This window comes from Aequorivita sublithincola DSM 14238, assembly GCF_000265385.1.
GTDB lineage: Bacteria > Bacteroidota > Bacteroidia > Flavobacteriales > Flavobacteriaceae > Aequorivita > Aequorivita sublithincola.
In genome coordinates this window covers 1,193,073-1,205,099 of sequence record NC_018013.1, presented here as the reverse complement: position 1 = coordinate 1,205,099, position 12,027 = coordinate 1,193,073, and the positions used below count along the sequence as shown (strand labels likewise).

The window sequence follows — 12,027 nt, the reverse complement described above, 5'->3', positions numbered from 1 at the left end:
AAAAACTAAAATTCCGTTTCTCTTAAAAGCTTCGGCATCTTTTCACTCATTGCCAATAACCATTTTAACTGTTCCCGAATTAAATGTGCTTCTTCAAGTTTTGAATGGAAATCATCTGTTTGTGGCTGGGTTTTTTCTTCTTCAGAAAAATTGATGCTTATTCCAAAAGTTGCTTCAAAAATATCTTCAGGACTGGTTGTTTGTTCAATTTCTTTTGAAGAGATTTCTTCTTTTAAAATACCTTCAGCATCGGATAGATTTTGAACAATTTTTTTAGAAACTTTTTTGAAATTTTTTGAAGCCGGCGTAGTAGGATTGTTCAATATATAGGTGCTAACTGAAGCTAACGACGATAAAAAATTATGATTCAAAACTACAATTTCGTAAACCTTGTCAAGACTTTTCTGTCTTGATTTTGGTTCTTGAGTCATTCTTTGAAACGCCGTACTTAGGTCTGAAACTTCTAAAAAAGCCTTCTTCCGCGCTACTTTATATTGTGCTGGAATAGCTCCTTTTTTAGTGTAGTAACCAATAATTTCCTCTAGATAAATTCGGTTTGCTTTAACGGTTTCCAACAATGTATTTTGCATACTTTGGATTTCCCAAGCAGGCCAAAGAAACAAATTTCCCAAAGTTGCCAATCCAGCACCTATCAAAGTATCCATCACACGATATTGAATAACGTTGAAAATATTGGGCTGCAAAAGCGCATAAATAAAAACCACACTCAAGGTTATAAAGGTTGCAGATGCTTTATAGTTTCGTTGTACCATTGAAAACGCGATAACGAGTGAGGCGATTGCCAAAATACCATAAACCGTTGTGTTTTGGGTTAGCAAAACAATACCTACCGCCAGCGCGCCACCAATTAGCGTACCTATAGTTCTTTCTTTGGAACGTGTTTTTGTTAGTCCAAAAGTTGGTCGCATAATCACGATAAGCGTCAATAAGATCCAATACGGATTTTGAACTTCAAACAGCATTCCTACACCATAACCAATCATAGACATCACTCCGAGCCGCAGTGCGTGCTTGAAAATTGGGGAACGAAGGTTTAGATTTACGGCTAAGACTTCAAATTCATAATTCTGTTTGGTTAAAAATCTGCGCGTATCTTCTTTTTTCAATATTGAAATCTCACGCTGACCAGGGTTTTCTAGTAGCCATTCAATTTTTTCAAGCTTCTTAATTTGATCTTGTTGATATTTAAATAGATTTTTTAGAAGTAATAAATTTTCGTCAAAGGTTTGATCCGAAGCCGCAGCATATTCTGAAATATCATCTTTTATCTTTTTCTGAAAATCTTCAATCTTGGTATTTTTACGAATCCTTTTCGGAGTAGAAAGATTATCGGCAATTATATTTAGTCTGCTACTCATTGCAAAAAGTAACCCTTGAAAGTCTACTAATTGCTCAGGTTTGTTTTTGAAAAAGGTATCAGTCTTTGAATAGTTAACTGGATTTGCCATTGCCAGCTCCAGCATATCTACCAATTGCACAAAAATCAGCATTCGGTTGCCTTCGTATTTACTTTTTCCGGAGTCTTTTCTACTTTTGATCAATATATCTCGAAGCGTTTCGTGAACGGCGGTAAGCTCAGTTTGTGTAGTCAATAATTTTTTTAGAAGCTCGTTTCGATCAGTAGTTTCGGCAACCAATTCGCCACGCGTTTTTAGGTAATCTGCTGTTAATTTTAGCGTTTTTGAAAGATAATATTCTGTGGGTGCTTTTGGAAAAATTAAATGACGAATTAGCGAAAGTGCCGCATACCAAAGTCCACCAATGCCAATTAGCAGCATTCTTTCATAAGGTTGCATATCGCTGGAAACCTTGGAAAAACTAAGAACTAATGCCAAAAGTCCTGAAAAACTTATTAGTGATGCCCGAAATCCGTAAATAGCGATGTATGAAATGCAGAACATTAAAAACCCCAGAATTGGGAGTAATACCCAGAGTGAAAAGTGTAAATATGCACCTATCAAACTCACAATCATGGCTAGAAAAGTAGCCATGAGAATCCCGGTTATTTTATGCCGAATACTTCCGCTAACATCGCTAGGAGAAGCAAGCATCGCACCAAGCGTAATGGTAATGCCAACTTGCAACGCATCAAGTTTTACTCCAACTATTATTGGAACAGTGAGCGCAATTCCCAAAAGTATTGCTTTTGAAAAATCGGTACTGTTAAAGTATTCCGAGAGCTCTTTTAGAGTATTGGTTAGTATATTTTTTTGAAATTTCAAAAGCTATTATTTTTTGCAGTTGCAAAGATATGGCGCGCATTCGCTAAGTTCGTTAATCTTTTCAGAAATGTAAGTCTGTTATACTTTTATTAAATAAATGAAGTGGTTGTGGCAGTTGTTCTTTTAAGCCTTAATTTTATGAAATTGAAATAAAAAATAGTACCAATGAACAAAGTAATTCTATTAAAAAATCGTCCAAAAGCAAAACCATCTCTTCAAGATTTTGATTTTATTGAAGAAGAAAAGCCACAACCCAAGGAAGGTGAAATACTGCTAAAAACGAAATACGTTTCTGTAGATCCATACTTGCGCGGAAGAATGCGCGACGAGAAATCATATATAGCACCTTTTGAAGTTGGAAAACCATTGGAATCTGGAATAATTGCTGAGGTTATTGAAACCAATAACAAAAACTTTCAAAAAGGTGATTTTGTAAATGGAATGCTCCAGTGGAAACAATTTCAAACTTCAAACGGAAATGGTTTGAATAAAGTTGACAATAAAAATGCACCTTTAAAAGCATATTTGGGTGTTCTAGGACTAACAGGATTGACTGCTTATCTAGGTTTAGAAAAAATAGGAAAGCTTCAAAAAGGTGAAACTCTTTTAGTTTCTGGAGCGGCCGGAGCAGTAGGAAGCGTTGCTGGACAAATAGGAAAAATAAAAGGTTGTAGAGTTGTGGGAATTGCAGGAAGTGAAGAAAAAATTGACCGAATTCAAGAGAAATTTGGCTTTGATGACGCAATCAATTACAAAACAACGGATAATATGAAAATGGCTATTGCCGCAGCCTGTCCTGATGGAGTAGATGTTTATTATGACAACGTAGGTGGCGACATTCTGGATGCTGCTTTGCAAAATATGAACAAATACGGACGCGTAATTAACTGCGGCGCCATTTCGCTTTATAATAAATCTGAAATACCAACAGGCCCTAGGGTTGAAACAACGCTCATTAAAAATAGTATTTTAATGCAAGGGTTTACAGTTCGTGATTTTGTAAAAGATTTTGGCCCCGCTCAACAACAGCTAGCCAAATGGATGGAGGCAGATAAACTGGAATATATGGAAACGGTAGTGGAAGGTTTTGAGAATATTCCGCAGGCTTTTATTGACTTGTTTGATGGAAAGAATAAAGGGAAGATGATTGTTGTTGTTTAAATCATTTCTGAAATTTTCAGCCTACAGATAGTTCCTTTTTTTAATGGAAATTGATTGTTAAAGAATATTGTTTTGTCTTTAAAATCAGATTCAATTAAATAATGATTTCCTTTAAAATAGGATTTTTTTACTGAAACTTTCAGCTGTGTTTTCTCTTCTGAAATTTTTAATTGATGTGGAAAAACGATGATTTCTTCTGAAGAATTTTCAGTTGAAAAAAGATTATTAGGAAGCAAATTCGCTTCGCCAAAAAAACCAGCTTGATATTCCGTAGAAACATTTTTATAAATAAATTCTGGTGTTCCGAACAGTTCTTTGGTTCCGTTTTTAAGCATTAAAATATGGTCTGAAAACGCCAACGCTTCGTCGCTATCGTGGGTTGCTGTGATGCAACTGATGTTGTTTTCTTTTAAATAACTGAAAATTTTCCGCTGTAATTTATTTTTTCTGAACGTATCAATATTGCTGAAAGGCTCGTCTAACAATAAAATTTCTGGTGTGTTCGCCAAAGCTTTTGCTAAAGCCACGCGTTGTTTTTGTCCCCCACTTAAGTTTTTTACCAACGTATTTTTGAAAGCTTCCATTTCAACAACTTCCAATAATTCATCAATTCTTTGAGCATCCTTTTCTTCCTCAAGTCCTGAAAGATGCGAACCCAAGTTTTCGGTTACGGTTGTAAAAGGCATAATGTTGAATTCCTGAGCAACAAGCTTCATAAATGACTCGCCGGGAATTAAGGTTTTTGTTGGACCGAGAAGTTTTTTATCGTTGAAATATATGCTTCCGAGTTCTAAATGAAGAAGCCCATAAACGAGATGTAAAAGTGTAGATTTTCCGCAGCCGCTTTCGCCAAGGATGCTGAGGTGCTCGCCTGGTTTTAAGGTGAAATCTATATCCTTAAGAATAGTTTTTTCGGAATATGAAAATGAATTGATTTCAACTTTTAGCATCGCAAAAAATTATTTCGCTAAAATCCCTTCGCTTGCCAAAACTGGAAGTGCGAATACTCTATCTTCAGAAATACTATTCGGTTCAAAAATAAATTTTCTTTCAAAGAGCTTATTTTCGGCAAAAAAAGTGACTAAATATTCGTTTGTAAAACCGAGTACTTCTTCCGAGATAAATTCAACTTTCGCAGTAGTTTTTGATGGTAATTTTCCCAAACCGTGGCGAAGGATGGAGGTTTTTTTATCATCGCTATTTCCGCGAGATAGAACTAAAACTGTATCAATAGTATCTTCGCGATTGTTTACCAAATACACGTTCCAAAGCCGTTCTGTAAAATCTTTGTCCCATTCTTTAACGGCGACAATATGTACATTTTCAATTTTGGGGATTTCAATATCTTTTCGCATAATCAATCTTCAATTTTCCACATAATCCAAACCGCCAATAAAGCGATGGCCGAAATTCCTAGCAAAATTCCTCCAATTACAATTTTAATTGCAGCAATTATAAAAGTTAAGTAAGCAACAACTATTGCAACGATTACTAATAAGGCAATAACAAGATATTTTTTCATAACATTGGTTTAATTAATTGTGAATTCCGTCATCGGTTTTCGGTCTTCCGACTATTTAAAGGGCACTTTTAAACTGCTCCAAAAAGCGAACATCATTTTCGCTAAACATTCTAATGTCTGGAATTTGGTGTAAAAGCATTGCAATACGATCTATACCCACGCCAAAGGCAAAGCCGGAATAAATCTCTGGATCGATACCACAGTTTTTAAGTACGTTTGGATCCACCATTCCACAGCCGCCAATTTCTAGCCAGCCGGTTCCTTTTGTGATTCTATGATCTGCGTCTGTTTCTAAACCCCAGTAAACATCAACTTCTGCACTTGGTTCCGTAAAGGGAAAATAAGACGGACGAAGACGAATTTTAGATTTTCCGAACATTTCCGTAGTGAAATATTGTAGCGTTTGCTTCAAATCTGCGAAGCTTACACCTTTGTCTACATACAAACCTTCAACTTGGTGGAAAAAGCAATGTGAACGCGCTGAAATAGCTTCATTTCTATAAACACGACCGGGTGAAATGGTGCGAATTGGAGGTTTGTTGTTTTCCATATACCGAACCTGAACCGAGGATGTATGCGTGCGCAACAAAACATCTGGGTTGGTCTGAATGAAAAACGTATCCTGCATATCGCGTGCTGGGTGATATTCGGGAAGGTTTAATGCGGTAAAGTTGTGCCAATCGTCTTCCATTTCAGGTCCTTCGGAAACGTTGAAACCGATACGTAAAAAGATGTCGATAATTTTATTTTTTACAATGGAAATAGGATGGCGAGATCCCAAAGGAATTACTTCGCCAGGACGAGAAAGATCGCCGTAAACACCTTTAGTTTCGGTGCTGCTTTCAAGAGCTTCTTTAAGTGAATCTACCTTTTCCTGCGCCGCGTTTTTAAGTGTGTTTATAACTTGCCCAAACTCTTTTTTCTGGTCGTTTGGCACGTTTTTAAACTCTGCGAAAAAGTCATTTAACACTCCTTTTTTACCTAAATATTTTATACGGAAGTTTTCTATTTCTTCTTTGTTTGTTGAAGAAAAGGCTTGTACTTCGGCGATGTGGTTATTTATTGTTTGTATCATTTGTAAACTTTATTTAAAAACGTGTTCTAGTTAATCACCTCCTTTTCCAAAAAATACTGCACAATAGCCTCCTTCATCAAAACGCTCTGTTCACCTGCTTTTAGCGGTGGCAATTGTTCTAAAACTTTGTAGTGTGGCCAGCTTTCTTCGTCAAAATAATCAAATTCGTAATAGCCATACGGCTCTAAAAGACGGCAGATTGCGATGTGCATTAAGTTTAGCTTTTCGTCTTTCTTGAATTTTCTGTGTATTTGGCCTAACTCCTGGAGACCAATAATATATATGATAGCATCAAGATCTAAAGTATCACCATCTGCAAAACGATCGCCAAGCATTTTTACTACTGCTTCCCATCGTTCTTTTAATTGTTCGTCGCGTGCCATTTTTTATAAATAAATTAGTTTGCAAAGATACATTTTACAATTCTGAATTGAGAATACAGAATTCAGAATTTGGAAAATGCTATATTTATCAAAATTTTAGATATATGAACACAATAGATATTGTTCTCGGCATTATTTTTATCATCGCTTTTTTTGTAGGATTTAAAAAAGGATTGTTGCGCGCGCTTGCCTCTTTGGTTGGTTTGGTAGTTGCCGTTTATTGCGCCATGTATTTTTCAGGTTATGTAAGTGTCTATCTAGAAAAATGGTTCAATTGGAGTCAAGATTTAAATACTATTTCTTCATTTTTAATCACTTTCTTGTTGATAATGCTGCTTTTCAGCTTAGTGGGTAGACTGCTGACAAAAGTTGCCGATTTTGCGATGTTGGGAATTTTCAACAAACTTTTTGGTGGGGTTTTTAATGTGTTTAAATTCGCCTTTTTAATTAGCGTGATTTTTATGTTCGTGAACGCTTCAGAAAATTATAGCATTCTTACTGAAGAAAAACGAGAAACATCTGTATTATATGGTCCAGTGGCTTCACTTGCACCGGCAATTTTACCTGCGATTATGAAGGAAGTTGATGATTTGAATATTGACCTTCCAGAAATAAATAATTCTACAGAAAACACGGAGGAAGATTTAGAATAATTTGGAATGAAGATTTCTTCGATTTTTTATCCTAACCCAAAAGGGAAATTAAAGAAATATTCATTCTCCCTTTAGTACCGATAACTATTGGGAGGGGTAAAGAACAATCTAAAGCTGCTTTAAATCTGAAGAAGGAATCCAGCCATCTTTTCCGTCAGCCAAACTGATTCTATACCAATTTCCATCCTGCGCAGAAATTTGAACCTTAGTACCTTCGTGAAGCGTGAAGGCAACGTTGCTACCCATAGAAGGCTCGGTTTTTACTTCTATCTCACTTGCAAAAATAATAGCAGGTTGATTTTTGGTGAAATCGCCATAAGTTAAAAAAGACATTGCCAACGAAGCCACTAATACTAAACCAGCGAACATTGAAGCTACAAATAATAACCGCTTTCTTTTTTCAGTATAAGAAAAATAATAGAGCAGAAAAAGTGTAACGAAAAGCAACGAAAGCACAACAGCCAAAGTAGCCCAACCGTTAAAAGTGAATATTCCAGCAACGCTCTTGTACCATTTTGAAAAAACAGTTTTTGGCAGTGGTTCTATAGCATCAATTCGTGCGTTTTCAGCAAAAGCTAAATTGTTTTTTATATCAGCATCGTTTGGCGAAAGTTGAAGCGCTTTTTCATAATAATACACGCTCGGACCAATATGATTTAGCTTATATTGCGCATTTCCTAAGTTGAAATACAGCTCGGCAGAATGTTCACCTTTGTCCAAAATTTGCATCCAAACGTTTATAGATTGTTGATATTTTCCGTTTTTGTAAAGTTCTTTTCCTTGTTCAAAAAGATTTTTGCTTTGACCAAAACTGGAGAAAGAAACTAATAAAATAAGTAGGTACAGTAGCTTTTTCATCTTCTTCAATTTTACTGTATTTGTTTATCTATGGTTGAAATAACTTCTGCCGCTTTGTTATAATCTTGCTGCACTGAAGCCGTTGAAGTGGAAGCATAACGTGCAAATTCACAGTTTTTCAGCAAATCGATAAAGTTTTCAACGACGGGCGCTTCTACATTTCTTTCTAGTAACATTTTTGAAATACCGCTCTTTTCCATTTCAGAAGTTTCAATATTCAACTTCGCCTTTAAGTAATTGTGAAGCGAACGTTCCAAAGATTCATAAAATGCAACTGGGTTTGAAATGTTTCGTTTTGCTTCAGAAAGATATCTTTTGGCGAGCTTGTTTGCGCGACGTAATTTGTTTCCTTCCACATCATTTAAACGTTGTTTACGTTTTTTTCCGGCAAGAATAAATAAAGGAATCAATAAAAATGGACCTCCTAAAAGTGACCAAAACAATGGTGATTGAAAAAATTCTTGCTGCGCTATCGGTTTTAAATTAGCGTCTAATTTTATATACTTAAAATTGTCTTTTGAAAGAACAACTCGTTTTTTAGCATTGTTTTCATTGGTTGAAGTGGTCGCAGCAGAGATTGGTCCATTTTCAACTTCAATAGTAAATTCTTTGGAAGTGATTGTTCTATATTTTTCAGTCTTGGGATCGAAAAAAGAAAATGTAATCGGGTTCACGGGATAGGTTCCTTTAAATTGGGGAACAATTGTATAGGAATCTGTGATGGAACCTTGCATTCCGCCGATAGTAGTATTTACGCTTTCACTGTGTTCTGGCTCATAAACCTCCAATGTATTTGGAAGTTTAACGGATGGCGCGGTGAACAATTTCAAATTTCCTTTTCCAGAAACTTGTACGTCTAGTTGTAGCGATTCGTTGGCGTTTAGTGTGGTTTTATTGGTTTTTACATCAAAAGCAAAATCACCCACAGCACCGTTAAAACCATCGGGTTTTCCCTCCAATGGAAGAGGTTTCACATCAATAGTTCGGTTTCCTGCAGAAATAGTTTTGTTCACACGTTCAATAGATCTACGCCCAAAAATATCGCGGCGATTGCCTTGAACATCAATAGGAATATCCAGCGTTAGCGGTTCAATATCGAGCTTGCCTGTTTTTTGTGGATAAAGTACTGTTGTTCTTAAAACCACATAGCGATAATCTTCGCCGTTGTATTTGCCTTCGTAAACTTTAAAGTTGTTTTTATTGTCAATATTCTGGCTCCAGAAGTCTGCGTATTTTGGCGTATCAATCTCACGCCATTGGCTGGTAATGCTCACGTCGTGCGAAACATATAATTTGTAAGTAACCGTTATCGCTTCGTTTAAAAAAGGATTTGCGTCTGAAACTTCTGCAACCAAATGTACATTTTCACTTGCCACATATTCTGCATTATTTCCGTCTTTAGGAACTGAAACAGCCTCAGTAATATTCACTTCAATTGGAAGTGTTTTGTAAGTTTCTCCTTCTATTTCAATAGTCGCTTGGGCAATAGTAACTTTTCCACGTGTTTGTGGAGATAAAAAGTAAGAATAGGTTTTTGAAAAACTTCTTTTTCCGTTAATCCAAGAATTGCTAACGGATTGGTTTGGCCCACCAACAACGCGAAAACCTTCAAAATTTGGGGGTCTAAAGTTATCGCCATCTTGGTTCATTTCGAAATCTATTCGCAAACGCTCGTTTATTCCGAGCGTTCTTTTGCTCACTTTGGCATCAAACTGAACTTGCGCTGTGGCAGCGATACTGCACAGTACAAACGTTAATAGGAATAAAAAATACTTCGTCTTCATAATCTACCAATCTTTATCAGATTTCACTTTTGCGCCTTTTTGCTTTTCGGCATTTATTTTATCCTGCGTTTTTTTCTCTTCGTTGTTCATTGCTTCCAACAAACTTTTCACTTGTTGTGGAGAAAGTTGTCCAGGAACAGGTTGTTGCTGTTGAGGTTTGTCTCCTTCTTCATCTTTTGGTTTGCCTTGGTCTTTGTCTTTATCGCCTTCTTTTTTATCTTGCTTATCGTCGCCTTTATCTTTGTCGGCTTTTTGGTCGCCCTTATCGCCTTGGTCTTTTTTGTCCTGCTTGTCTTGTTGATCTTTTTTATCTTGATCCTTCTTATCCTGATCCTTTTTGTCTTTGTCGTCTTTGTCTTCAGGCGGTGGCGGATTTTTATCCAACATATCCTTTGCCAAAGCTAAATTATAACGAGTTTCATCGTCATTAGGATTGTTTCGAAGTGCGTTTTTATAAGCTTCCACAGCTTCAGTATATTTCTTTTCATTCATAAAAGTATTCCCCAAATTGTGGAATGCTTTGTGTTTTTCAGCTTTGTCCGTTGCAGTAGTTGCGGCTTGTTGGAAGCGAAGCATCGCCTCTGCATTTTTTTCTTTTCCGTAGTAAGCTGTTCCTAAATTGTACTTTGCGGTTTCACTTTTTGGGTTTAAGAAAATTGCTTTTCTATAATCTGCTTCCGCAGCAGGAAATTTATCTTTCTGAAGTGATTGTTGCGCTTCACTTAAAAAATTCTGCGCAGCTTTCAGTTCTTTTTTCTGTTCTTTAGCTTGCTGAGGTTGCGCAAAAGCAGTAATAGAAGACAGTAACAGAACCAATAGGAAGGCCCTGATAAAAAGTGATTTTCTATTTTTTATTTCTGAAATCATTATTGCTTTATTTATTTTTTCACTTCATTAAACAAATTCAACTTTCTTAGCCAAGCTGTTTTTCGTTCTAAAAAGAATACATCCAATACCAGCAAAAACAATGCCCCAGCCAAAAACCACTGGAATTGATCTTTAAAATCGGTGAATTGTTTCGCTTCAAATTCCTTTTTGTCCATTCCGCCCAAAAGAGCTTTTACCCTATCTACAACGGCTTTTGTGTTTGAGCCATCAATATACTCACCATTCGTGGTTTTGGCAATCTCTTTAAGAGTTTCTTCACCTAATCGCGTGATAACCTGTTCGTTGTTTTTGTCGCGAAGGTAATATTGAAGCACTCCGTTTTGTTTTATAGGAATGGGTCCGCCCTCCACAGTTCCAACACCGATTGTAAAAATTCGGATTCCTTTTTCATGAGCTTCCTCGGAAATCTGTGCGATGTTTCCGCCGTGATCTTCCCCGTCCGAAACAATGAAAAGCACACGATTTGTTTGCCCTTCGTCGTCGTAGAAAGTTTGAGACAATTCAATTGCTTGGTTAATGGCCGTTCCTTGAGACGAAACCATATCGGTATTCATTCCGTTTAAAAATAGTTTTGCCGAAGAAAAATCTGTGGTTATCGGTACCTGCGGAAAAGCGCTTCCTGCATAACCAATAATTCCAACTCTATCACCAGCAAGGTTATTGATTATTTGGGTGATGAGTTGTTTTGACTTGTCTAAACGGTTTGGCGCAATATCCTCGGCCAACATACTTTTTGAAACGTCCAGCGCAAAAACAATATCCACGCCTTCGCGTTTTACGGTTTCAAGTTTGGTTCCGATTTTTGGATTTACCAATGCAAAACTCAAACAGGCAATTGCCAAACAAAGCACTAAAACTTTTAAAATAGATTTAAAAAGCGAACGATTTGGGCTCAACTTTTTAAGCAATTCCTTATCTACAAATCTTTTTTGAACCGTTTTTTTCCAAACCAAAACCAATAGAAATAGCACCACCATCACCGGAATGGCGAAAAGGAGGTAGAAGTATATGGGTTGTTCTAATTGGTACATTATTTATTGCTATTTTTTATTAGCTGGCTTTTCATATTCATTCTTTCAACAGAAAACGATTTGCTTTTATCATTTGCGAAATCTATCATCAACAAAAGTTTTTTAGATAATTCTTTTGTTTCAAAGTCAAAATCCATTTTAACTTCTTCTGACTTTTGAATTATTTGATATACTACTTCAATTAATTTTTCAAGATGTACTTCGTGAAAACTTTCCGCTTTTTCCATCAATTTTGAATTTTCAGTCGTCGCGATTTCATTTAATGTGAAACCGAAAAATTCTTCTAACTTTTCATTCGTTTCAAAAACTACTGCTTCAAAACTATTGACATCTGCTGAACTTGTTTTGTCAAACAATTTCATCAAAATCATTGTCAATTTTTGGATTTCTCGTTTTATAAAATCATTTTCCTGTTCCATCAATTTTCAA

The 12,027-nt window shown here is 36.2% G+C and carries 13 protein-coding genes; 2 read left to right on the top strand and 11 right to left on the bottom strand.

Annotated features, from left to right (window positions below):
* Positions 1-5: 5 nt before the first annotated feature.
* The gene (locus AEQSU_RS05555; RefSeq protein ID WP_014781879.1) at positions 6-2,243 is read right to left on the bottom strand and encodes an FUSC family protein; all 2,238 of its coding nucleotides are present in this window, start codon (positions 2,241-2,243) and stop codon (positions 6-8) included.
* Positions 2,244-2,408: 165 nt separating this feature from the next.
* Between AEQSU_RS05555 and AEQSU_RS05550 the strand changes: the two genes are divergently transcribed.
* Positions 2,409-3,404, top strand: coding sequence for an NADP-dependent oxidoreductase (locus tag AEQSU_RS05550; RefSeq protein ID WP_014781878.1), 996 nt, complete (start codon positions 2,409-2,411; stop codon positions 3,402-3,404).
* Here the strand turns inward: AEQSU_RS05550 and AEQSU_RS05545 are convergent.
* From AEQSU_RS05545 to AEQSU_RS05530, 5 genes are read right to left on the bottom strand one after another with little or no spacing between them, the layout of a single operon-like run.
* Positions 3,401-4,354: an ABC transporter ATP-binding protein gene (locus AEQSU_RS05545; RefSeq protein ID WP_014781877.1), complete on the bottom strand. Its 954-nt coding sequence runs from the start codon at positions 4,352-4,354 to the stop codon at positions 3,401-3,403. The genes AEQSU_RS05550 and AEQSU_RS05545 overlap by 4 nt on opposite strands.
* A 9-nt stretch (positions 4,355-4,363) precedes the next feature.
* Positions 4,364-4,759 carry a hypothetical protein gene (locus AEQSU_RS05540; protein WP_014781876.1) on the bottom strand — a complete coding sequence of 132 codons (396 nt, stop codon included), beginning with the start codon at positions 4,757-4,759 and terminating at the stop codon, positions 4,364-4,366.
* Between the two features lie 2 nt (positions 4,760-4,761).
* Positions 4,762-4,926, bottom strand: coding sequence for a hypothetical protein (locus AEQSU_RS16760; RefSeq protein WP_014781875.1), 165 nt, complete (start codon positions 4,924-4,926; stop codon positions 4,762-4,764).
* A 55-nt stretch (positions 4,927-4,981) separates the two neighbouring features.
* Positions 4,982-6,001 carry a phenylalanine--tRNA ligase subunit alpha gene (pheS, locus tag AEQSU_RS05535; protein ID WP_014781874.1) on the bottom strand — a complete coding sequence of 340 codons (1,020 nt, stop codon included), beginning with the start codon at positions 5,999-6,001 and terminating at the stop codon, positions 4,982-4,984.
* Positions 6,002-6,027: 26 nt separating this feature from the next.
* Positions 6,028-6,384: a hypothetical protein gene (locus AEQSU_RS05530; RefSeq protein WP_014781873.1), complete on the bottom strand. Its 357-nt coding sequence runs from the start codon at positions 6,382-6,384 to the stop codon at positions 6,028-6,030.
* Positions 6,385-6,488: 104 nt separating this feature from the next.
* Here AEQSU_RS05530 and AEQSU_RS05525 point away from each other — a divergent pair, with 104 nt between their 5' ends.
* A complete protein-coding gene (locus AEQSU_RS05525) occupies positions 6,489-7,037 on the top strand; it encodes a CvpA family protein (RefSeq protein WP_014781872.1) in 549 nt (182 codons plus the stop codon).
* A gap of 108 nt (positions 7,038-7,145) precedes the next feature.
* Here the strand turns inward: AEQSU_RS05525 and AEQSU_RS05520 are convergent, their stop codons facing one another.
* From AEQSU_RS05520 to AEQSU_RS05500, 5 genes are read right to left on the bottom strand one after another with little or no spacing between them, the layout of a single operon-like run.
* Positions 7,146-7,895 carry a tetratricopeptide repeat protein gene (locus AEQSU_RS05520; RefSeq protein WP_014781871.1) on the bottom strand — a complete coding sequence of 250 codons (750 nt, stop codon included), beginning with the start codon at positions 7,893-7,895 and terminating at the stop codon, positions 7,146-7,148.
* Between the two features lie 11 nt (positions 7,896-7,906).
* Positions 7,907-9,679 (bottom strand): BatD family protein, encoded by a 1,773-nt coding sequence (locus AEQSU_RS05515; RefSeq protein WP_014781870.1) that lies wholly within the window; start codon positions 9,677-9,679, stop codon positions 7,907-7,909.
* Between the two features lie 3 nt (positions 9,680-9,682).
* Positions 9,683-10,546, bottom strand: coding sequence for a tetratricopeptide repeat protein (locus tag AEQSU_RS05510; RefSeq protein ID WP_014781869.1), 864 nt, complete (start codon positions 10,544-10,546; stop codon positions 9,683-9,685).
* An 11-nt stretch (positions 10,547-10,557) separates the two neighbouring features.
* Positions 10,558-11,598 carry a VWA domain-containing protein gene (locus tag AEQSU_RS05505; RefSeq protein WP_014781868.1) on the bottom strand — a complete coding sequence of 347 codons (1,041 nt, stop codon included), beginning with the start codon at positions 11,596-11,598 and terminating at the stop codon, positions 10,558-10,560.
* Positions 11,598-12,017 carry a hypothetical protein gene (locus AEQSU_RS05500; RefSeq protein WP_014781867.1) on the bottom strand — a complete coding sequence of 140 codons (420 nt, stop codon included), beginning with the start codon at positions 12,015-12,017 and terminating at the stop codon, positions 11,598-11,600. Before AEQSU_RS05500 ends, AEQSU_RS05505 begins: the two co-directional genes overlap by 1 nt.
* Between the last annotated feature and the right edge of the window lie 10 nt (positions 12,018-12,027).